Source organism: Acidaminococcus sp. (assembly GCF_050873445.1).
GTDB lineage: Bacteria > Bacillota > Negativicutes > Acidaminococcales > Acidaminococcaceae > Acidaminococcus.
On the sequence record NZ_JBNMIU010000021.1, the window covers coordinates 1 to 20,889 of the forward strand.

General features: G+C 55.3%; 22 protein-coding genes and 1 tRNA gene. 19 read left to right on the top strand and 4 right to left on the bottom strand.

The annotated features are described in order from the left end of the window. Positions 1–313: 313 nt before the first annotated feature. A tRNA-Ser gene (locus tag ACR0QW_RS05075) sits at positions 314–403 on the bottom strand. 185 nt (positions 404–588) lie between these two features. On the opposite strand from ACR0QW_RS05075, the gene dnaX reads away from it, so the two are divergent. The 8 genes from dnaX to ACR0QW_RS05115 are packed head-to-tail and all read left to right on the top strand — an operon-like array spanning position 589 to position 8,620. Then, positions 589–2,565, top strand: a complete 1,977-nt coding sequence (gene dnaX, locus ACR0QW_RS05080; protein WP_432642629.1) for a DNA polymerase III subunit gamma/tau — start codon at positions 589–591, stop codon at positions 2,563–2,565. Between the two features lie 32 nt (positions 2,566–2,597). Continuing rightward, positions 2,598–2,930 carry a YbaB/EbfC family nucleoid-associated protein gene (locus ACR0QW_RS05085; RefSeq protein WP_296398402.1) on the top strand — a complete coding sequence of 111 codons (333 nt, stop codon included), beginning with the start codon at positions 2,598–2,600 and terminating at the stop codon, positions 2,928–2,930. 12 nt (positions 2,931–2,942) lie between these two features. Next, positions 2,943–3,539, top strand: coding sequence for a recombination mediator RecR (recR, locus tag ACR0QW_RS05090; RefSeq protein WP_432642630.1), 597 nt, complete (start codon positions 2,943–2,945; stop codon positions 3,537–3,539). Positions 3,540–3,555: 16 nt separating this feature from the next. Further along, entirely contained in the window at positions 3,556–3,798 is a 243-nt protein-coding gene (locus tag ACR0QW_RS05095; RefSeq protein WP_432642631.1) for a pro-sigmaK processing inhibitor BofA family protein, read from the top strand. A 4-nt stretch (positions 3,799–3,802) separates the two neighbouring features. Beyond that, complete coding sequence (locus tag ACR0QW_RS05100) at positions 3,803–4,201, top strand: GtrA family protein (protein ID WP_432642632.1); 399 nt, start codon at positions 3,803–3,805, stop codon at positions 4,199–4,201. 18 nt (positions 4,202–4,219) lie between these two features. After that, entirely contained in the window at positions 4,220–5,164 is a 945-nt protein-coding gene (locus tag ACR0QW_RS05105) for a diacylglycerol/lipid kinase family protein (protein WP_432642633.1), read from the top strand. A gap of 10 nt (positions 5,165–5,174) precedes the next feature. Further along, positions 5,175–7,211: an LTA synthase family protein gene (locus tag ACR0QW_RS05110; RefSeq protein WP_432642634.1), complete on the top strand. Its 2,037-nt coding sequence runs from the start codon at positions 5,175–5,177 to the stop codon at positions 7,209–7,211. A 50-nt stretch (positions 7,212–7,261) separates the two neighbouring features. After that, complete coding sequence (locus tag ACR0QW_RS05115) at positions 7,262–8,620, top strand: MATE family efflux transporter (protein WP_432642635.1); 1,359 nt, start codon at positions 7,262–7,264, stop codon at positions 8,618–8,620. Here ACR0QW_RS05115 and ACR0QW_RS05120 read toward each other — a convergent pair. Further along, on the bottom strand, positions 8,617–9,555 hold the full coding sequence (locus ACR0QW_RS05120) for a DMT family transporter (protein WP_432642636.1): 939 nt from the start codon (positions 9,553–9,555) through the stop codon (positions 8,617–8,619). The genes ACR0QW_RS05115 and ACR0QW_RS05120 overlap by 4 nt on opposite strands. Before the next feature lie 116 nt (positions 9,556–9,671). On the opposite strand from ACR0QW_RS05120, the gene ACR0QW_RS05125 reads away from it, so the two are divergent. Further along, on the top strand, positions 9,672–10,574 hold the full coding sequence (locus tag ACR0QW_RS05125; RefSeq protein WP_432642658.1) for a LysR family transcriptional regulator: 903 nt from the start codon (positions 9,672–9,674) through the stop codon (positions 10,572–10,574). On the opposite strand, the gene ACR0QW_RS05130 is transcribed toward ACR0QW_RS05125, so the two are convergent. Next, positions 10,543–11,115: a chromate transporter gene (locus tag ACR0QW_RS05130; RefSeq protein ID WP_432642637.1), complete on the bottom strand. Its 573-nt coding sequence runs from the start codon at positions 11,113–11,115 to the stop codon at positions 10,543–10,545. The two genes, ACR0QW_RS05125 and ACR0QW_RS05130, sit on opposite strands and share 32 nt — an antisense overlap. Then, positions 11,115–11,654, bottom strand: coding sequence for a chromate transporter (locus ACR0QW_RS05135; protein WP_432642638.1), 540 nt, complete (start codon positions 11,652–11,654; stop codon positions 11,115–11,117). Before ACR0QW_RS05135 ends, ACR0QW_RS05130 begins: the two co-directional genes overlap by 1 nt. Positions 11,655–11,898: 244 nt before the next feature. Between ACR0QW_RS05135 and ACR0QW_RS05140 the strand changes: the two genes are divergently transcribed. The 10 genes from ACR0QW_RS05140 to atpC are packed head-to-tail and all read left to right on the top strand — an operon-like array spanning position 11,899 to position 20,853. After that, the gene (locus ACR0QW_RS05140; protein ID WP_432642639.1) at positions 11,899–12,912 is read left to right on the top strand and encodes a glycosyltransferase family 4 protein; all 1,014 of its coding nucleotides are present in this window, start codon (positions 11,899–11,901) and stop codon (positions 12,910–12,912) included. Between the two features lie 17 nt (positions 12,913–12,929). Next, complete coding sequence (gene wecB / locus ACR0QW_RS05145; protein WP_432642640.1) at positions 12,930–14,096, top strand: non-hydrolyzing UDP-N-acetylglucosamine 2-epimerase; 1,167 nt, start codon at positions 12,930–12,932, stop codon at positions 14,094–14,096. A 57-nt stretch (positions 14,097–14,153) separates the two neighbouring features. Further along, complete coding sequence (locus ACR0QW_RS05150; protein WP_432642641.1) at positions 14,154–14,519, top strand: hypothetical protein; 366 nt, start codon at positions 14,154–14,156, stop codon at positions 14,517–14,519. A gap of 45 nt (positions 14,520–14,564) precedes the next feature. Then, positions 14,565–15,278, top strand: coding sequence for a F0F1 ATP synthase subunit A (gene atpB, locus ACR0QW_RS05155; RefSeq protein WP_432642642.1), 714 nt, complete (start codon positions 14,565–14,567; stop codon positions 15,276–15,278). 26 nt (positions 15,279–15,304) lie between these two features. After that, the gene (gene atpE / locus ACR0QW_RS05160) at positions 15,305–15,562 is read left to right on the top strand and encodes an ATP synthase F0 subunit C (RefSeq protein ID WP_432642643.1); all 258 of its coding nucleotides are present in this window, start codon (positions 15,305–15,307) and stop codon (positions 15,560–15,562) included. A 40-nt stretch (positions 15,563–15,602) separates the two neighbouring features. Next, positions 15,603–16,097, top strand: a complete 495-nt coding sequence (gene atpF / locus ACR0QW_RS05165; protein WP_432642644.1) for a F0F1 ATP synthase subunit B — start codon at positions 15,603–15,605, stop codon at positions 16,095–16,097. 45 nt (positions 16,098–16,142) lie between these two features. Further along, positions 16,143–17,996 (top strand): F0F1 ATP synthase subunit alpha, encoded by a 1,854-nt coding sequence (atpA, locus tag ACR0QW_RS05170; RefSeq protein ID WP_432642645.1) that lies wholly within the window; start codon positions 16,143–16,145, stop codon positions 17,994–17,996. Positions 17,997–18,011: 15 nt separating this feature from the next. After that, positions 18,012–18,920, top strand: a complete 909-nt coding sequence (gene atpG / locus ACR0QW_RS05175; protein ID WP_432642646.1) for an ATP synthase F1 subunit gamma — start codon at positions 18,012–18,014, stop codon at positions 18,918–18,920. Between the two features lie 48 nt (positions 18,921–18,968). Continuing rightward, positions 18,969–20,408 carry a F0F1 ATP synthase subunit beta gene (gene atpD, locus ACR0QW_RS05180; RefSeq protein ID WP_432642659.1) on the top strand — a complete coding sequence of 480 codons (1,440 nt, stop codon included), beginning with the start codon at positions 18,969–18,971 and terminating at the stop codon, positions 20,406–20,408. 4 nt (positions 20,409–20,412) lie between these two features. After that, positions 20,413–20,853 carry an ATP synthase F1 subunit epsilon gene (atpC, locus tag ACR0QW_RS05185; protein WP_432642647.1) on the top strand — a complete coding sequence of 147 codons (441 nt, stop codon included), beginning with the start codon at positions 20,413–20,415 and terminating at the stop codon, positions 20,851–20,853. Positions 20,854–20,889 lie beyond the last annotated feature (36 nt).

Sequence of the window (20,889 nt, forward strand, 5' to 3'; positions counted from 1 at the left end):
AAAATAAGCCCCTCGAGTGAGGGGCTGCCAGGAAATGTAGTGCGGTTGGTAGCCTTTAAATCTAGGGCCTTAAGGCCGAGGCAGGTAACGCGGCTTATAGCCGCAGAGCAAACTACCCGTTATACGGGTAGTTTTGATTTTATTTTCCCGGCGGGCTGCAAGGGCAGGCACCCCTGCGGCACATGGGGGTATCCGCTTATTGCTGCTTCCTTCCGGACCTGACAAGATTCACAGGCCTCCATTGCGCAGGACCCACTCTTGCAGTCCGCCGGAAAAATAAAAGCCGCACAAACGCGGCTGATGGACTAAAAAATGGCGGAGAGTGAGGGATTCGAACCCTCGATACGGTTTCCCGTATACACGCTTTCCAGGCGTGCTCCTTCAACCACTCGGACAACTCTCCAGGTTGAATTGCTGATCAACAGCTATTCAGTTTTCATGAATGTCAGCACGACAATCACGAGTTATAGTATAACGAATTCCTTACCCCTTGTCAAGGTATTTCTTGAAAAAAAGAAGAATCTAGTTGAAGTCCCTTATGGAAAAAAGGTATAATAGCAACGTAGCACTTACGAAAGGATGGGAATCATGGCATACGTAGCATTGTACCGTACCTGGCGTCCTCAGGATTTTGACGACCTGGTAGGGCAGGAACCCATTAAGAAGGCTCTGACCAACGCACTGGAAACGGGCCGGATTTCCCATGCTTATCTGTTTGCCGGGCCCCGGGGCACCGGCAAGACCAGTACAGCCCGGATCCTGGCCAAAGCACTGAATTGTGAGAAGGGACCCACGGCCCATCCCTGCAACCAGTGCACCAATTGTCGGGAAATCACCGAAGGTACCTCCGGCGACGTGGTGGAAATCGATGCAGCCTCCAACCGGGGTATCGATGAAATCCGGAAACTGCGGGAACAGGTGTATTTCGCTCCCGTTTCCAGCCGGTACAAGGTCTACATCATCGACGAAGTGCATATGATCACCACCGACGCCTTCAATGCTCTGCTGAAAACGCTGGAGGAACCGCCGGAACATGTGGTGTTCATCCTGGCTACCACCGAACCCCAGAAAATCCTGAATACCATCCTTTCCCGCTGTCAGAGGTTTGACTTCCACCGTGCCACAGTGGACGAAATTGCACGGCATCTGGCGAAAGTGGCGTCGGGCAGCCACATCGAGGCTGCCCCTGAGGCCCTCCGCCTCATGGCCATTCAGGCTGACGGAGGGCTGAGGGATGCTCTGAGCCTTCTGGATCAGTGCAGTGTCATGGCCAGCCCGGTGACAGAAGAAACCGTCCGCCAGGTCCTGGGTCTGGTGGGGCGGGAAAAACTGCGCCAGCTGATTAGGCAGATCGGCCATCGGGATCTTTCAGGGGCTCTGGATTCCCTGAACCAGCTGCTGGAACAGGGGAAGGAAATGGAGCAGATCCTGGCGGAACTGATGGAATATTTCCGGGCCCTGTTGCTGTTTCAGGCCGATCGGGACTATCAGGAAATCTATCTGACCGATACCCGGGAAGCACTGGAACAGACAGCAGGACTCTTTACCCGGGACCAGATTGTGGCCCATGTGGAACGGATCCATGAAGCTGTAAAGGAAAGCAGGTATTCCCTGCGGAAGAAAATCGTAGGGGAGCTGTGTCTGTTTGACTTGTGCCGGGAACGGGGCAATTCGGAAGCGGCGCTCCTGGCCCGGATTGAAACTCTGGAGCAGCAGGTGGCGGCCTTGACCGCCGGAGGCATTCCGGCGGTACCTGTCCGTCCGGTGGTATCGGCGCCTGTTGAGACGGCATCGGCCCCGGCAGCCTATGTGGCTCCAGCTCCTTCGCCTGTGGCCGCTCCGCCAACCGGCCGTTCCAGTGCCCGCCAGGTGTTTGCAAAAATGGCGGCGGCCCAGCAGTCTGTGGAACCTGTAACTGCGGCACCGGAACCGTCATCTGCCGTATCCAGGCCGACAGCCTCTAAGGCACCGGCTCCGACGGCAGCTCCTGCGGCTCAGAACCCGGCGGCAGATGTGCATTTTACCGGCAGCGGCCGAGCCCAGGCCCAGCAGTTGTGGCAGCTGGTGCTCCAGGGTCTGAAGCGGCGCCGGAAACGCACCTTCATCATTTATGCGGAAATGGCCAAAGTGGCCGATTTCCAGGGACAGACCCTGCTCCTTGCCGTAAGCACTGATTTCGGCAAGGAAAAAATGGAGGAACCTTCTTTTAAGAACCTGATCCAGGATATCCTGAAGGAAGCTACAGGCCGGGCCATCCAGTTGGAAGTGATCCAGTCAGAAGGGGAGATTACCCTGAATAAACCGGCTGGTTCGGCCTTGGCAGCAGCTCCTGCGGCTGCGCCGCTGCCCCCGGAACCGGTGGCCGCACCCGAAGCGGAACCTATGGCTCCGTCCGCAGCCCAGGCTCCGGCAGCGGCCCCTGTGACCCAGCCGGAACCCATGCCTCCCCTGTCCCGGGAGGCTGTAAAACCAGCAACCTCCGCCATACCTGTAAAACCCTCGGAACTCCCGGAGGGAGTGAAAAAGGCCATGCAGGTTTTTGGCGGTGAAGTGTATAAAGAATAAATCCCCCAGGGGGATATGTAGGAGGAAACAAAATGTTTAAAGGCGGAATGGCAATGAATGGCATGCAGGGCATGCTGAAGAAAGTCCAGAAGATGCAGAGCCAGATGAGCAAACTGCAGGAAGAACTGAAAGAACGGGAAGTAGAAGGAACTGCCGGCGGTGAAGCCGTCAAAGTGGTGGTCAACGGCAACAAGAATCTGCTGAAACTGACCATTTCTCCTGATGCCGTGGATCCGGATGATGTGGAAATGCTCCAGGACCTGATCGTGACTGCTGTCAATGACGCTATGAAGAAAGTGGACGACATGACGGAAAGCGAACTGGGCAAGGTCACTGGCGGGCTGAAAATCCCTGGGATGTTTTAATCCAGGCCAGCGATGCGAATGGTAAAACCTCTGGCACGGCTCCACGAACAGCTGCGCAAACTGCCGGGCATCGGCAGCAAGAGCGCACTGCGGCTGGCGTACCATGTGCTGGATATGAAACGGGAGGATGTGGAGACTCTGGCCCAGTCCCTGCTGGACGTGAAGGACAAGGTCCATCTCTGCCGCCAGTGCTTCGACCTGTGTGAAGGGGATCTGTGCGAAATCTGCCAGGACGCCAACCGGGATCAGAGCCTGGTGTGCGTGGTGGAACAGCCCCAGGATGTGGCCGCTATGGAGCGGACCCGGGGCTACAAGGGCCTGTACCACGTGCTCCACGGGGTGCTGTCACCCCTTGACGGAGTGGGCCCGGATCAGCTGAAAATCAGGGAACTGCTGCTGCGTCTGCAAAAGGGCTCCATTAAAGAGGTGATCATCGCCACCAACTCCGATGTGGAGGGAGAGGCTACAGCCAATTATCTGGCCGGACTGATCCGTCCCACGGGCATCAAGGTCAGCCGGATCGCTCATGGTCTGCCCGTAGGCGGCGATCTGGAGTATGCGGATGAACTGACTCTGTACAAAGCGCTGGAAAACCGGCGGGAAATCTGAAAGGCAGGTCGTAACCATGGAAATGTGGCTTGTGGCAGGTGCAGCCCTGGTGATGCTGTTCTTTGTCATCAATATGTTCTCATTGTCGCTGAAACTGCTGTGGAACGGTATATGCGGGGTTATCCTGGTATGGCTGTTCAACCTGGTGGGCGGAATCTTCGGGGCCACCATCCCTATCAATTTCGTCTCAGCCCTGGTGGCCGGATTCTTCGGCGTACCCGGTGTCATCCTGATGCTGCTGTATCGGTTCATGAGCTGATATCATGCTGCACAAATCTTCCAATGAGAAAGTCCGTGTCCTCTGCTATCTGATCATCGGGGGCACGGCTGCTTTGTTTGAATGGAGCCTGGTATATCTGTTCAACCTGCGCTGGGGCTGGAATTATCTGGTGGCTACGGCGGCGGCCTACCTGTGTTCCACGGTGTGCCATTACCTTGCTACCAACATCTGGGTATTTACCAGCGGGGTCCGGTACAGCAAAAAGAAAGAGTTTTCTCTGGTTCTGATAGTTTCCACCCTGGGCCTTCTGTTTAATGTGCTGCTTATGCGGATCTTCGTGGGCGGCCTGGGCCTGCCGGTGATGTTGTCCAAGATCGCTGCCTCAGCCATTGTGACCATCTGGAACTATTTTTCCAGGAAAAAATGGATTTACGTAGAATAAAAAAGTAGGGGATTCAAGATGCTGCGTCATAAAGTCGATATCGAAGCGTTCCAGAAAGTGCTGCTGATCCATAACCGCAATTCTGGAAAACAGTCATTTTTCAGTGGTATCCACAGCAATGTGGAAAGCATTGCCCGGCAGCTGATGCGGATGTACGGACCGGAAAAATTCCAGTACATCACGGTGAGCACCTTTGCGGAGACCCAGGCTGCCGGAAAGAAAATCTGTGCGGAGAAAATCCAGTGGGTGATCGTGGCCGGAGGCGACGGTACCCTGCGGGCCCTGGTGGAAGAATGCGTGGATCAGGATTACTGGCCCTACATCAGCATTTATCCGGCCGGCACCGTGAATCTGGTGGCTAAGGAACTGATGCAGAAGACCGATGTACACAACTGGATGTACAGGGTTTCCAAGGGCGTGACTACCCCGGTGTGCCTGGGCAAGGCAAATAACCGGATCTTCCTTACCGTGGCCGGGATTGGCGTGGATTCCATGGTAGTGAAGCAGGTGACGCCCAAGGAAAAGAAATACCTTTCTACCCTGGCTTATGTGCGCCAGAGCGGCCGGGTGCTGGGTAACGAAATGCTGTTCCACAACTGGAAGTATCGTTTCCAGGTCATGATCAACGATGACGGTACATGGCATCAGGCCAGTTCTGTCATCGTGACCAAGAGCCGTTATTATGCAGGGCGGTTCTCTCTGGTCAATGGGGGCTCCCTGTCGAAACCCACTATGCATGTGTGCCTTTTCACCAAGGGACGCTGTGTGGACTTCTTGCGGTATACGGCCCTGATTGCGGCCGATATGCTGAATCTGGACAAAAGCGTGGAAATCTATCCGGCGACCCAGGTGGATATCCGCTGCAATGTAAAGAAATTTGCGGCGGAGCTGGACGGGGATGCAGTGGTGGATTCGCCGCTGTCCATCATTCTGCTGCCCAAACCGCTGCAATTCATTTCCTGAGGGGGCTGTTGTGAAAAAGAAACTTGCATACATCGTGTTCCTGATCCTTTGCTTTGTGGCAGAGGCCGGGTATCGCTGGAATTTTTTAAAGGAAATCACACCTTTTCCCTGGGCGGAATTCTGGTATCATACGCTGAACTACTTCCTGCGGGATGTACTCCTTTCTCTGGCGGCACTGCTGCTGTATGTGCGCCGGAAACGGCTCCCTGACCGGATCCACCGGTACTTTCCGGTGGTGGTGGTCGGAGTGCTGTACCTGCTGGACGCCCTGTTCATGGTCATGTACCTGGAACTGGATCCGGGCTTCATGACTACTCTTTCGGTGCTGACGGGGCTGTTCAACAACATCGTGCTGGTGCTGCTGGCAGCAATGCTCTACCACCACTGGCCCAACAAACTGTGGAAGACCGTCTACTTTCTGGCGTACTATGTGACCTGTGTGCTGATCCTGGGGGACGGCATCTATTTCTGGAATACCTCTATGCACGTGGAAAGCGTACTGTTCGACAACCTGAACGTGTACGCTGCCAAAGGCATCCTGGCTACGACGGAAAACTGGCAGCTGGGGCTGCTTGCGGTGATCCTGCTGCTGTTCATCCCCCTGTTCCGGGTCAGCAGACCACAGAGGCACAGACCCAACCTGCCCTGGTCCCTGCTGTGCGTAGTCCTGTTCGCCATGGGCCTCAACGGTGCGTATCTGCTGTTGGGTGAAGGAGTCTACCGGGGCATCGACAGTGTCAGCGGACTGGATATCGAAGTGGATATGGAAAAGAGCCGTCGTCCCACCCGGACCATGGTGGCCTATCCCATCAATGTGAACTTTTTCCAGAAGGCCTTCTTCAAGACGGATAAAGTGGTGCAGGACCCCTGGAAATTCCAGGAACGGGAACTGACGGATCAGGATGTGGCCGAGCTCAACCGGCTGGGCATCCTGCCGAAAGAGAAACCGGTGCCACTGCAGAAACCGGCCTATGATCGGGTGGTCATGCTGATCCTGGAAAGCGTCCATCGGGATTATCTCCATTACTACAACCCCAACATTCCGGCTGATGCTACACCGTACCTGGATTCTCTGGTGAAAAAGTATCCGCACATCGATCATTATTACTCTTCGGCGGTGCCTACCACCCAGGGACTGAACGCCACGTTCCGGTCCCAGCTGATTTACGATAAGGATCTGCCGGGCCAGAAACAGCCGTCCCTGTTCCGCAGCGTGCAGCAGGCCGGCTACAGCGGCTATTTCGTCAATGCCTCCAGCCGGTATTATGCCAATGAATACCGGGAATACCCGGCTCAGTTCGGTATGGAACACTACTTGGCCAAGGAGGACCTGGGGAACCTTGGATATAAAGGTGCCAGCGGCTGGGGCTTCCACAATGATGTGATGTACGATTTTACCCTGAAGACACTGGCAGAGCACAGAAACGAAAAGCTGTTCCTGGTCTGCAAGACCCTGGATATGCACCAACCCTACCCGTACTATGGCTATACCTATGCGGAGATGCCCGAGGACGTGCGGGACAACGGGACTGCCACGGTCTGCGGCATCTACTGGGTGGACAAGACCATTCAGCATTTCTTCGAGAAAGCGGAAAAGGAAGGGCTTATGGACGACCGGACGCTGTTTATCGTTACGGCGGACCACAACCCCCATTCCGGCGGCGAGTACAAGAAACTGGTGGACAATCCCCAGGATAAGCAGAGTGTGGCCCCTATTCCGGTGATTTTCATTGCGAAGAATCTGCAGCCGCTGAAAGATCTGGACGAGAGTATCTACGCCAGTCAGGAGGATATGGCACCTACGCTGCTGAGCCTGCTGGCTCTGCCTGTGCCGGAAGAATTCATGGGGCGGAACCTGCTGCAGCCTGGCAACGAGCGTTCCTATGCCCTGGGCTATTTCGGAGGCAAAGCCTACTATTATTCTCAGCCGGAATATATTGTAGCCACCCTGGATGAAGAACATCCGGACACGGAAGCCAAGGATGCCATTGCCAATTACCTGATGTATGGCTATGTGAAGCGTCATCTGGAGTTTTTACAGAAGTAAGCCAAAAAGGCTGCCGGAAACGGCAGCCTTTTTCAAAAGGAGCTGATTAGTTGTTCAAGAAAAGCGTTGCTACGGGAACTTTCCAAAGCCGGCTGCGGCGGATCCTGGGGGTTATGATTCCCATCCTGATCACCCAGCTGTGCATTACGGGGATGAGTCTGTTCGATACAGTCATGAGCGGCCATGCGGGGACCCGGGAACTGGCCGGGGTGGCCATCGGCAGCAATATCTGGATGCCGGTATTCACCGGCCTGAACGGGATCCTGCAGGCCCTGACCCCTATTGTGGCCAACTACCGGGGCGCCCGCCAGTATGAGAAGATTTCCGGAGCCGTGTTCAGCGGCCTCGTCCTGGCGGCGGCCATAGCTTTCGGTATCATCACAGCGGGGAGCCAGCTGCTGCCGAAGATCCTGGATACCATGTCTCTGGATCCGGCAGTGCGGCTGGTGGCCTTCCGTTATCTGGGGTTCGTGGCCTGGGGCATCCTGCCCCTGTTCTCCGCCAACATCCTCCGATGCTTCGTGGACAGCATGGGGTATACCCAGGTGACCATGCGGCTGTTCCTTCTGACCATGCCGGTGAACGCCTGCATGAACTACATCTTCATCTTCGGCAAAATGGGCATGCCCGCACTGGGCGGTCCGGGCGCCGGAGTGGGGACGGCTGTCACCTGCTGGCTGCTGTTCCTTTCCTTTGCTCTGATGGTACTGCACCTGAAGGTGTTCCGGGAATTCCACGTGTTCCGGCGGGCGGGCTTTTCGTTTTACAATGTCCGGGAGCATCTGCGCATCGGCATCCCCATGGGACTGGCCATCTTTCTGGAAACCAGTTTTTTCGGGGTGGAATGCCTGCTGGTGTCCCGGTTCGGCACAGTAGTGGTGGCAGCCAACCAGGCAGCCATGAGCTTCTGCAATATGTTGTATATGGTGCCTCTGAGTTTTTCGCTGTCCCTGACCATCCTGGTGGGAGCCTATGTGGGCGCCCGGGATTTCGTCCAGGCCAAGGCTTATGCGGATACGGGGCGGATTTCCAATATTTTGATCGGGGCCTGCTTCGGGCTGTTCCTGTACCTGGGCCGGGGGCTCATTGCTACTCTGTATACGGAGGATGCAGCGCTCATGGCGCCCATTATGCATTTTCTGACTTTTGCAGTGGCGTTTCAGTTCTTTGACAGCACAGCGGCCCCCATCCAGGGGGTGCTGCGGGGGTACAAGGATGTGAAAGCCACATTCTATTCGGCCCTGGTGGCCTACTGGGGCATCGCCCTGCCTTTCGGCCTGCTGCTTGATCATGTGTGGGAGAAAGGACCGGACAGTTACTGGATCGGACTGATCACCGGGATTTTCTTTTCAGCTGCGTTCCTGAGCCTGCGGCTGCGGTATATGGAAAAGAAAGTTTTGAACCTTTAGGCTTGGGAATGAGGCTGGCGGGAGTCAGCTGTCTGCTGCGCATGGATTGCCTGTCTGGGCAGTCCATGCGTTTTTTGTTCTGGCCAGTTTACAAACACCAGCCCTGTCAAAATATATACCGCACCCAGAATGGCGGTGGGACCGAAAGTTTCCTCGAACACCCAGTGACCCAGCAAAGAGGCGAATAGAGGATTGATGGCACAGTACATGCCCGTTTCCTCTGCGCTGATGTATCGCTGGGCTACTGGCTGGAACGTGAATCCGAAGCAGCTGCACACCAGCACCAGAAAGGCCAGGGATTCCCAGGTGAGGACCCGGGTGGGCAGGAAGACACTTCCTTCCTGCACCAGGGCGGCCGCAAAACTCAGCAGGCCCATGAACCCCATCTGCAGGATGCCAAGGGCTTTGCCATCACTGATCGCCGCCAGCTTGCCGGTGGCGATGATATACAGGGCGTAGAACACGGCAGCCAGCAGAGCCCAGCCTTCACCGCCAGCCAGGGTGAAGCCTGTGCCGCCAATGGTCAGAGCAGCCACCCCCAGCAGGATAAAGCCAGCACCCTGCAGGATCCGGACTTTGGGCAGCTTCCGGTACCACACTGCCAGGAACAGGGGCACCAGGGCCAGGGACAGGTTTTCCAGAAAGGCGACTGTGTGGACTTCCGCCGTGCGCAGGCTCTGCATTTCACATCCCATGATGCAGAACAGCAGGGATCCCAGGAGGCAGCTTTTTTTGACCAGGGACTTGTCTTCTCTGAGAGCCTGGGCGATGTGCCGGTACAATGCGGCGCCCATCAAAAGGCAGGCAAGGGTGAAACGGAACCCCAAGGTCTGGAAAGTGGAGAGTTCCTCCATGGCGAATTTGGAAAAGATAAAGGCACTGCTCCGGGTAAGGATGACCAGCGCCATCAGCAGTTTGGCAGCATTTGTATTCATGATCATGCCTCCTTGCACTTCATTTTCTGCTTCTATTATATTTCGAAGTCTATCTTGCGAGAAGCGCAAAAAATACATTATAATATTGTATAAAACGCAACATAAAGAAGGGACGGATTACGGAAACCAATAAATACAGGGCCCTGCTCCAGGCGGTGGAGCAGGGGAGCATTACTGCTGCCGCCCGGGAACTGGAATATTCCCCGTCCGGCCTTGCCCGGGTACTGGACAGTCTGGAAAAAGACCTGGGATTTCCCCTGCTCCGGCGCAGTTCCCAGGGAGTGGAACTGACCCTGGAAGGCGAGCATCTGCTGCCGGCCATCCGGGAACTGCTGTACTGGGCCAGGCAGATCGAAGAACGCAGTGACAGCCTGAAGGGGCTGGAACAGGGGGAACTGTACATCGGCAGTTATTACAGCATCGCCTCCTGCTGGCTGCCCAGCATCCTGCGGGATTTTCAGCGGGATTATCCCCATATCCGGGTCCATGTGCAGGAGGCCGGAAATCGCACCCTGCTTCAGGGCCTGCAGAACCGGAAGCTCAGCTGCTGCCTGTTCAACAAAAATCATCTGTACCAGGGGGACTGGATCCCGCTCTACCAGGACCGGGTGGTGGCCTGGGTGCCGGCAGACCATCCTCTGGCACAGAAAAAGGCCATCCGCCCAGAAGAACTGGACGGACAGCCTTTTATCGATCCGCTGCCCCATCAGGGGACGGATACGGAATTGTTTTTGAAAAAATATCATGTACAGCCGGATATCCGCTTTACCACGGGCAATATGTACACCTGCTGGACCATGGTGGAGGCAGGTCTGGGACTTTCCATGGACAACGCCCTGAACAGCCAGCGCTGGAGCGGTGCCGTGAAGGTGCTTCCTTTCGACACTGCTGACCGGCTGGAACTGGGCATTGCCCTGCCTTCCCGCAAGGAAGCTTCTCCGGCCCTGAAAAAATTTATCCAGTACGTGAAGCGCACGGTGGAGGAACTCACCCGGCAAAATGGAAAGCAATTCCGATGACGGCAGAAGCTGCCAGGAAGGCCACCGGATGGATTTTCTTGTACTTGTTGGTCAGAAACAACAGGATTACGGCCAGCAAAATGGAGCGGACATTGAACAGGACGCTCCAGCTGCCGGTTTTCCAGGCTTCCGGATGGAGCATCGTCACTTTGGTCACCAGCAGGCCGGCCGCGGCAATCAGTCCGGCGGAAGCAGCCCGCAGTCCGTACATGACGGCTTTCACATACTTGCTGTCTCCGAACTTCTTCAGGAACTGGGATACGATCAGGATCACAATCACTGATGGAGTGACCAGTCCGAAGGTGGCTACCAGGGCTCCGGGTACACCGGCGATGTGATAACCCACATATGTGGCGGTGTTGACCCCGATGGGGCCGGGAGTAGATTCGGACACGGCAATCATGTTCAAAAGGTCTGTGGTGGTGAACCAGCCCGTGGCTTCTGCCAGCTTGGCCAGGAAAGGAATGGTGGCCATGCCGCCGCCTACGGCGAACAGGCCGATTTTGAAGAATTCATAGAACATCTGGAAGAACAGTCCCATCACAGTTCACCTCCCTGTTTTTTGGCAATGAGCCCTACGATGCCCGCAAAGACCACCAGCCAGGCCGGGGAAATATCGGACAGCAGGTTTACAGCCATGATCAGGAAGAACAGCAGCCAGGTGAGTTTGTCCACCAGGGCGCCTTTGGCCAGCTTCTTGATGGCGTTGAAAATCAGGACGCAGACGCACACACGGATACCGGCGAAGGCATCCTTTACGGCCTGGAACTGGGCAAAATTGGCCAGGCAGGCGGCAATCACCGTAATGATGAGAAGGGAAGGGGCAATGACTCCCAGAGTGGCTATAATGCCGCCAATGGTACCTTTCCGTTTTACTCCGATGAAAGTGGCCGTGTTTACGGCAATCACTCCCGGGGTACACTGGCCGATGGCAAAGTAGTCGGCCAGTTCGGCTTCTTCCGCCCAGTGATATTTTTCAACCACTTCGGCCTGCAGGATGGGCAGCATGGCATAGCCGCCGCCGAAAGTCACTGCACCGATGCGGGCAAATACAGTAAATAATTTGATGAGTTCATCCATGGGAACACCTCCGATTCTTTTAAGTGTAACACGGCGGCTGCAGGGTGTAAACCGGAAAACAGCGGACAGGTTCCCGTACTGATAAATTCTTTGCAAAATCGGGAACTTTAGAAATTGTAGATTTTATAAAACTGTACTATAATAATTCTATATGAGCAAAAGATGAAATACCCAATACAGAGAATCAAAACAGGAGAGGGAAGGTTCCTTTTCCTGGGCGGGATACCGCAGAAAGGCTTGTTTTGTGAAAACATATTTACTGGCATTGAGCATATCGCTGATCATCAGCTGGATACTGACTCCTTTCGTCAAGAGACTGGCGTTTCAAATCGGGGCGGTAGACAGACCCAACGCCCGGAAAGTCCACCACCGGATCATGCCACGGATGGGCGGGCTGGCCATTTATATCGGGTTCATGGCAGCGGCCGTAACCTGCATGGAACTGACCCGTGACGTGGCAGGCATCTTGCTTGGCGGCACGGTCATTGCCATTGTAGGGATCCTGGATGATATGTTCCAGCTGGCTGCCAAGGTGAAACTGGTGGGACAGATCATTGCTGCCCTGGTGCCGGTGTGCTTTGGGGTCCGGATTGAATGGCTGAACAATCCCTGGGGAGGTTATTTCTATCTGAATTACCTTTCCATTCCTTTTACAGTATTCTGGATTGTCAGCTTTACCAATGTAGTGAACCTGATTGACGGGCTGGATGGCCTGGCTGCCGGAGTATCCGCCATCGCTTCGGTGACGGTAATCATGGTAGCTCTGCAGCAGGGCCTGTATCCGGTGGCGGTGCTCACCGCGGCCCTGGCCGGCGGTATCATCGGTTTTATCCGGTACAACTTCAACCCGGCTACCATCTTCATGGGTGATACGGGAAGCCTGTTCTTAGGCTATATGCTGGCTGCCATTTCCATTTTCGGGGCAGTGAAGAGCGCCGCCACCATCGCACTGCTGGTTCCGGCCATTGCTCTGGGACTGCCCATCATGGACACGGCCTTTGCCATTGTACGCCGGTACAAGAACGGCCGGCCCATCTTCAGCCCGGATAAGGGACATATCCATCACCGCCTGCTGGCTATGGGCTTCAGCCAGCGGCAGGCTGTGATTTTCATGTATTTGATCAGTGCAGGACTCTGCCTGACGGCTGTCCTGCTGACAGAAATGGAGGGGATCTATGCCATTGCACTGCTGGTATTCCTGCTGGCAGTGATCTTCATTGGCGCACGCAAAATCGGGATTTTACAGGACAGATCATGAAATAGGGGCGAAGAACAATGGAAAAATTAAAAGTCATGACGATTTTCGGTACCCGTCCGGAGGCCATCAAGATGTGCCCCCTGGTGCTGGAAATGAAAAAATATCCGGATATGCTGGAACCCATCGTGGCAGTGACAGCCCAGCACCGGGAAATGCTGGATCAGGTCCTGGACCTGTTCCAGATCAAGCCGGACTATGATTTGAATATCATGACCGCCGGCCAGACGTTATACGATGTGACCAGCCGGGCCCTCATGGGGTTGAAGGATGTGCTGGAAGAAGCGAAACCCGACCTGGTACTGGTCCATGGGGATACTACCACCACCTTCGTGGGGGCTCTGGCTTCTTTCTATAAGCAGATTCCGGTGGGCCATGTGGAAGCCGGTCTGCGGACCGGGGACAAATACTCTCCCTTCCCGGAAGAGATGAACCGGAAACTGACTGCGGCCATCACAGATTTCCATTTTGCGCCCACCAGCAATGCCAAGGCCAATCTGCTGAAGGAGAACATCAAGGAAGATGATATCTATGTCACCGGCAACACGGTGATCGATGCGCTGCAGGCGACAGTGAAGGAGGATTTCGACTTCCACAATCCCAAGCTGGAAGAAGCCATCCGCAGTGATCACAAACTGATCCTCATGACTACCCACCGGCGGGAGAACCTGGGGGCACCCATGCGCCATGTGTACCAGGCCTTGAAAGAAGTCCTGAAGGACAATCCTTCTGCGGAAGCCATCTTCCCCATGCACAAGAATCCGAAAGTGCGGGAAGTGGCCGAAGCTGTCTTGGGCAAGATGGACCGTGTCCATCTGCTGGAACCCATGGAATATGAACCTTTTGCCAATCTGATGGCCCGGGTGGACATTGTCCTCACTGATTCCGGCGGAATCCAGGAGGAAGCACCGGCCCTGGGCAAACCGGTCCTGGTGCTGCGCAACACCACGGAGCGTCCGGAAGCTGTTACTGCCGGTACAGTGAAACTGATCGGTACGGGCAAGGAAGATGTCTATGCCGCTACCAGCCGGCTGCTGAATGATGAGAAATACTATCGGTCCATGGCGGAAGCCGTCAACCCCTATGGGGATGGCCAGGCTGCCAAGCGGATCGTGACCTATCTGCTCCATACCCATGGGTATCCTGTAGAAATGATGCCGGAATTCCATGGGGGAGAGAAGCGGTAAGCCACTATGGTTGCCTTGCAAAAAGAGCCCCCGGGTCTTCCGGAGGCTCCTTCCGGTATGAAAGGACAGGCAGGGCGGATCATCCTGGGACAGCTGGCGCTGCTGGGTCTTCTGTCGCTGGCAGCCCTGGGCGCCGGGGCCAGACCTCTGGGTACAGGCCTGGGGGCACTGGCCGGTCTGGGTGATACGCTGCTGGTGCTCTGGGGCATTCTCAGCGGTATGAAAAAAACACCCCAGCAGGCAGCCCTTGCCATGCATCGGCTCATGTTCCTGCGCATCGGGGTGCTGCTGGTATGGACGGTGGCTGCCCTGAAGCTGGAGAGCCAGCCGGTCCTGGTGCTGCTGGGCTTTGTCTGTCTGAATGTCGGTTTGGTGATGCAGATGGCCCGCTGCCATCTTGGAGATAAAAAACAGCAGCCATAGGGCCGCTGTTTCCGTAACCATCATAATATTAGAAAAGGAAGTGATATGGATATGGGAATTGCAGAAGCTGCAGGCTCGGAAGTCATCCATTACGGGACGACGGAAGTCATCTCCGGGATTACCCTGAATATGCAGACCATCTATATGTCGTGGCTGACCATGATCATCGTTGCGGCAATCGTTTTTGCCGCAACCCGTCGGGTGCAGAAAATTCCCTATGGAATCCAGAACCTGGTAGAAATGATCGTCGAATGGCTGGAAAAATTGATGGATGCCAATATGGGCGTCGAAGGCAGACGGATGACGATCCCCTTCGTCCTGACCCTGTTCCTGTACATTTTCGTGGGGAATGAATTGGGTCTGATGCCGTCTCTGGGAGTGCATCTTTCTTCTCCCACCAATGATATCAACGTCGCCCTGGGACTTTCCATTACGGTGGCTGTGGCAACGTACATCATTGGGATCATCCAGCAGGGACCCAGGTATTTCAAACACCTGGTGACTCCCTTTGCGTTGATGCTTCCTTTGAATATCATCGAAGAACTGGCCAAACCGCTGACCATGGCTCTGCGTCTGTTCGGGAACATTCTGGCAGGGGAAATCCTGCTGGCGGTGCTGTACATGCTGGTCCCCTGGGTAGTACCCAATCTGTGGATCGGCTTCAGCCTGATCATCGGTTTTCTCCAGGCTTTCATCTTCACCATGCTGACGGTGATTGCCCTGGCACCTATTTTTAAACAGATCCATTCCGGCAAATGAGCTGGAAAACAGAAAGGATGTAAAAAATGATCGACAACAATACTTTGATTATCGTCGCTTCCGTCCTGGCCGCCGCCATTATCGGTGTGGGGGCTTCTATTGCGGCTACCCGGGGTGACTCCACCGTTGCCTCCAAGGCTCTGGAATGTATGGCCCGCCAGCCGGAACAGGCCGGGAGCTTCCAGGTAAACATGATGATCGGTATCGGCCTGGTTGAATCCATTCCTATCATCGCCTCCGTTATCGCCATCGTACTGGTATTTGCCAACCCCTTCGTGAAATGACCGAAAGGATGGAGCTCAGGGAGAAAGGAAGCGATAGGGAATGGTAAGTGTCAACTATACGTTGATTGCACAGATTGTCAACTTCATTATCCTGCTGTGGCTGCTGGCCAAATTTGCCTATAAGCCTCTGCTGAAAGCCATGGATGACAGACGGGCTAAAATCGTGAAGGATATGGACCAGGCCGACCATGCCCGGAAGGACGCAGAAGCGATGAAGCAGCAGTATGCTGATCAACTGAAAAATGCCAAAAAAGAGGCCAATGATATTATCTCCAGAGCCAATAACATGGCCCAGCAGCTTCATGATGAAGCTCTGGCCAGTGCCCAGAAGGAACGGGCCGAACTGCTGGCCAGCGGGCGGCAGACTGTGGAGATGGAAAAACGCAAGGCCCTGCTGGAAGTGCGGGAGCAGATCATTGCCCTGAGCACGGAAATCGCCGGCCGGGTTCTGCAGGCCAAACTGGATTCTGCTGAAGACCAGGCTCTGGTGACCAAGATCACTGATGACACCCTGGCAGAACAGCAGAAAAAATGATTGCAAAATCCCCGTTGAGAGGGATTGTGGAGGCAGGATCAACCGATGAATAGTAAAAACAAGGAAGCTCTGTGGAAACAGATCCTGGATCATGTGACCCTTACAGAGGATGACCAGGCCCTGTTTGCCGGACAGGAGCTTTTGCCTGTCACGGTGACGACGGCCCGGCCTCTGGAAGCGGAGGAAGCCACTCTGCTGGAAAAACTGCTGACGGAGAAATTTCAGAAACAGGTGCAAATCAGTCAGCGGAAAGTAGATCCCAATGTGGTGGGTGGTGTACTGGTCCAGTATGGAGACCATATTTTCGATGCCACCATGAAACGCCAGCTGGAGAAAATGGATATCTTGATGAAGGAAATCCATCTCCAGGATCAGGATCTGGAACAACCGGAAAATATGACGGAAGCCCTGAGCCAGGGCGTGAAAAAATTCCAGGATCAGGTGGACCTGGAAGAAATCGGCGTAGTCGAGAAAGTCGGCGACGGTATCTGCACCGCCAGCGGACTGGGCGGAGCCATGAGCGGTGAGCTGGTGGCACTGCACGACGGCGTCTACGGCATGGTGCAGAACCTGCGGGAAAATGAAGTGGGTATCGTACTACTGGGCGGCGCTACGGAAATCAAGGAAGGGGATATGGTCCGCCGTACAGGCGAGATCATGGAAATCCCTGTGGGCGAAGAAATGCTGGGCCGGATTGTCAATCCGCTGGGGCAGCCTTTGGACGGGAAGGGCATCATCAAGACCCGGACCAAATATCCCATTGAACATCAAGCCCCCGGCATTGCTGCCCGGCAGCCGGTGGATGTACCTCTGCAGACCGGGCTGAAGGCTGTGGATGCTCTGGTGCCCATTGGCCGTGGCCAGAGAGAACTGATTATCGGTGACCGTGGGACCGGTAAGACGGCCATCGCCATCGATACCATCCTGAACCAGAAGGGGAAGGGTGTGATCTGCATTTATGTAGCCATCGGACAGAAGGCTTCTTCGGTGGCCCGTCTGGCCCGTACCTTCGAACAGTATGGTGCGGCCGGCTATACCATGATCGTGGCAGCCACCGCTGCCGATACGGCTCCTCTGCAGTATCTGGCACCCTATGCCGGTGCTGCAGTTGGCGAATACTTCATGGATCAGGGCAAGGATGTGCTGATTGTTTATGATGACCTGAGCAAGCATGCCGTAGCGTATCGTGCCATGAGTCTGCTGCTCCGTCGGCCGCCCGGACGGGAAGCTTATCCGGGGGATGTATTCTATCTGCATTCCCGCCTGCTGGAACGTGCCTGCCGGCGGAATGAAAAGCACGGCGGCGGTTCCATGACGGCGCTGCCTATCATTGAAACCCAGGCCGGAGACGTGAGCGGGTATATCCCTACCAACGTGATTTCCATTACCGATGGGCAGATCTATCTGGAAACCGACCTGTTCAATTCCGGTGTACGGCCGGCCCTGAACTCCGGGCTGTCCGTGTCTCGTGTCGGGGGTGCAGCCCAGACCAAGGCCATGAAGAGTGTGGCCGGGACGCTCCGTCTGGCTCTGGCCCAGTACCGTGAACTGGCGGCTTTCGCCCAGTTCGGGTCCGATCTGGACAAAGAGACCAGGGCCCAGCTGGAACGGGGTGCCCGGGTGACGGAAATGCTGAAGCAGGGGCAGTATCAGCCTCTTTCTATGGCACAGGAAGTCATTTCCCTGTATGCGGTGAACAACGGTTTTGTGGACGATGTGCCCGTGGCCGATGTGACCCGGTACGCCCATGAGATGCTGAACTACATGGATACCCATTGTTCCATCCTCCTCACATCTCTGGAAAAAGAGCAGAAACTGACGGATCCGATCAAACAGCAGCTGGATGAAGCACTGGATGACTTTGGCAAGCTGTTTGCGCCCGGCGGCGCACAGGCATAAAGGCGGGTGAGCGAGATGGCCAATACCAGCGGGATCCGTGCCCATATGAAAACGGTGGGCAGTATCAGTAAAATCACCGGGGCCATGCAGATGGTGGCATCTGCCCGGATGCACCAGGCTCAGCAGCGGGCTGAAGCCAGCCTGCCTTATGCCGACAAACTGCGGGAAATCCTGCAGGAAGCCGTCAGCGATCCTTCTGTCATGGCCCATCTGGACCTGAAGAAGAATCCGCTGTTGGAAAAACGGCCTGTATACAGGACCGCTTATATCGTCATGGGGTCTGACAAGGGCCTGGCCGGGCCTTATAACAATAACGTGGTGAAATACACCGGTGTGGAACTGCGGGGGAAAGAGGATTCTCCTCTTTTGGCCGTGGGCAAGCAGGTGCGGATCGGTCTGGATCACTGGGGCTACCATATCGAAAAGAGCTGGATGGGCTTTTCGGAAAAGCCAACGTTCGAGGCGGCGGAAGAAATCGCCGATTACGTGGAGTCCATGTTCGTCCATGGAGAGGTAGATGAAGTGGATATCATCTATACCTACTTCAAATCCGCCATGGTGCAGATCCCCAAGACCGTATCCATCCTGCCGGTACAGCCCAAGGCCAAGGACAATCTGGAAGTGCAGGCAGAGGAAGTCTGGGAAACGGATGATCCTACGGATTATCCCACCCTGATCTTCGAGCCGGAACCGGCGGAAATGCTGCCCTATCTGGCCAAGTATTATCTGCGCAGCCAGATTTTCACGGCCCTCATCCAGAGTTCAGCCTGTGAGCTGGCTTCCCGGATGACCGCCATGAGCACAGCCACGGACAACGCCCAGAACCTCCTGGGAAAACTGCAGGTGTATTACCAGAAAGTGAGACAGGCCAGCATCACGACGGAAATTAACGAAATTGTCAGCGGTGCTGAAGCTTTGAAATAAGGGGGCACAAACGTGTCGCAAGAAGAAAAGAAACGAATCGATCAGGTGGTGGCCCGGCTCTCTGCCAAAGCAAGAGGTCATATCGGCCACGTGGTCCAGGTCATGGGCCCGGTCATCGATATCCGGTTCCCGGATAAACAGCTGCCGGCTATCTATAATGCCATTCACATCGATGCCCAGGCTGCGAAAAACATCCATGTGGATCTGACGGCAGAAGTGGTGCAGCATATTGGCAGTGATATGGTCCGTGCCGTAGCCATGAGTTCCACTGACGGGCTGACCCGGAACATGGAAGCCGTGGATACGGGCAAGCCCATCATGGTGCCGGTGGGGAAAGGGTGTCTGGGACGGGTGTTCAACGTATTGGGCGAAACTGTGGACGATGACCCCACGCCCGTGCAGGCGTCCGATTACTGGCCCATCCATCGTCCGGCACCGGCTCTGGCTGACCAGTCTACGGAAACCAAAATCATGGAAACGGGCATCAAAGTCGTGGATTTGATTGCCCCCTATGCCCAGGGCGGCAAAATCGGGCTGTTCGGCGGTGCCGGCGTGGGCAAGACCGTGCTGATTATGGAACTGATCCACAACATTGCCACCAATCACGGGGGCTATTCCGTATTCTCCGGCGTAGGGGAACGGACTCGTGAAGGGAACGATCTGTGGGGAGAAATGAAGGAATCCGGGGTCATCGACAAGACAGCCCTGGTATACGGACAGATGAATGAACCCCCGGGAGCCCGTATGCGGGTTGGCCTCACCGGTCTGACCATGGCAGAATACTTTCGGGATGTAGCCGGACAGGATGTACTCCTGTTCATCGATAACATCTTCCGGTTCATCCAGGCCGGATCCGAAGTGTCCGCTCTGCTGGGGCGTATGCCTTCAGCCGTAGGGTATCAGCCCACCCTGGCTAACGAAATGGGCGCTTTGGAAGAGCGGATCACTTCCACTCGGAACGGGTCCATCACTTCAGTGCAGGCCGTATACGTGCCTGCCGATGACTTGACCGACCCGGCGCCGGCTGCCACCTTTGCCCATTTGGATGCAACGACGGTGCTTTCCCGTGAAATCGTGGAACTGGGGATTTACCCGGCCGTGGACCCCCTGGCTTCCACCAGCCGGATCCTGGATCCCCTGGTAATCGGGAAGGAACATTATGAAGTGGCCCGTGGGGTGCAGAAAATCCTGCAGCGGTATAAGGAACTGCAGGATATTATCGCCATCCTGGGTATGGAAGAATTGAACGAAGAGGATAAACTCACTGTATCCAGAGCACGGAAAGTACAGCGGTTCCTGAGCCAGCCCTTCTTCGTGGCCCAGCAGTTCACCGGCCAGGAAGGGAGATATGTCCCCTTGGCCGAAACCATCCGGGGCTTTAAGGAAATCCTGGAAGGCAAGCACGATGATCTGCCGGAAAATGCCTTTTATATGGTGGGCAGTATCGATGAAGCAGTGGCCAAGGGCAAGAAACTGAAGGGCGAATGAGACTATGGCCAACGTAATGAGTCTGGAAGTCCTTACACCGGAAAAACTTTTGGTGAAAAGGAAGGATATTTCCTATGTCTTGTTGAATACAGTAAATGGGGGAATCGGCATTCTGGCCAACCATGGTCCCATGCTTGCTGTTTTGGGGGAAGGGACTCTGAAGCTGCAGGATCAGGACCACCATGTAATCCTGGTCTATGTGGAAGGCGGCTTTGCGGAAGTAAAGGAAAACAAGGTCATCATCCTGACCCCCCGGGCGGAACGGGCAGAGAAAATCGATGTGGCAAAATATGAGCAGGTCCGGGCAGAAGCCCAGGCCCGGCTGGACCATCCCGACAATCTGACCGATATCGAACATACGGAAAAAATCCTGCGTCGTGCCGAAGCTCGTCTGAAGACAGCTTCCCTGGTGGGGAAGGTAGCACCCTATACTCTGGGAGAATAATCGGGGGCAGAGGGAGTAAGGTCATTGCAGCAGGTA

Bases quoted from the DNA above. Each gene is read 5' to 3' on its own strand.
- atpA (WP_432642645.1), top strand. From the start codon at position 16,143: ATGAATAGTAAAAACAAGGAAGCTCTGTGGAAACAGATCCTGGATCAT.
- ACR0QW_RS05120 (WP_432642636.1), bottom strand. From the start codon at position 9,555: ATGAATACAAATGCTGCCAAACTGCTGATGGCGCTGGTCATCCTTACC.
- atpF (WP_432642644.1), top strand. From the start codon at position 15,603: ATGGTAAGTGTCAACTATACGTTGATTGCACAGATTGTCAACTTCATT.
- atpE (WP_432642643.1), top strand. From the start codon at position 15,305: ATGATCGACAACAATACTTTGATTATCGTCGCTTCCGTCCTGGCCGCC.
- recR (WP_432642630.1), top strand. From the start codon at position 2,943: ATGCGAATGGTAAAACCTCTGGCACGGCTCCACGAACAGCTGCGCAAA.
- atpB (WP_432642642.1), top strand. From the start codon at position 14,565: ATGGATATGGGAATTGCAGAAGCTGCAGGCTCGGAAGTCATCCATTAC.
- dnaX (WP_432642629.1), top strand. From the start codon at position 589: ATGGCATACGTAGCATTGTACCGTACCTGGCGTCCTCAGGATTTTGAC.
- ACR0QW_RS05130 (WP_432642637.1), bottom strand. From the start codon at position 11,115: ATGGGACTGTTCTTCCAGATGTTCTATGAATTCTTCAAAATCGGCCTG.
- wecB (WP_432642640.1), top strand. From the start codon at position 12,930: ATGGAAAAATTAAAAGTCATGACGATTTTCGGTACCCGTCCGGAGGCC.
- atpG (WP_432642646.1), top strand. From the start codon at position 18,012: ATGGCCAATACCAGCGGGATCCGTGCCCATATGAAAACGGTGGGCAGT.
- ACR0QW_RS05105 (WP_432642633.1), top strand. From the start codon at position 4,220: ATGCTGCGTCATAAAGTCGATATCGAAGCGTTCCAGAAAGTGCTGCTG.
- ACR0QW_RS05095 (WP_432642631.1), top strand. From the start codon at position 3,556: ATGGAAATGTGGCTTGTGGCAGGTGCAGCCCTGGTGATGCTGTTCTTT.
- ACR0QW_RS05150 (WP_432642641.1), top strand. From the start codon at position 14,154: ATGAAAGGACAGGCAGGGCGGATCATCCTGGGACAGCTGGCGCTGCTG.
- atpC (WP_432642647.1), top strand. From the start codon at position 20,413: ATGGCCAACGTAATGAGTCTGGAAGTCCTTACACCGGAAAAACTTTTG.
- ACR0QW_RS05085 (WP_296398402.1), top strand. From the start codon at position 2,598: ATGTTTAAAGGCGGAATGGCAATGAATGGCATGCAGGGCATGCTGAAG.
- ACR0QW_RS05135 (WP_432642638.1), bottom strand. From the start codon at position 11,654: ATGGATGAACTCATCAAATTATTTACTGTATTTGCCCGCATCGGTGCA.
- ACR0QW_RS05100 (WP_432642632.1), top strand. From the start codon at position 3,803: ATGCTGCACAAATCTTCCAATGAGAAAGTCCGTGTCCTCTGCTATCTG.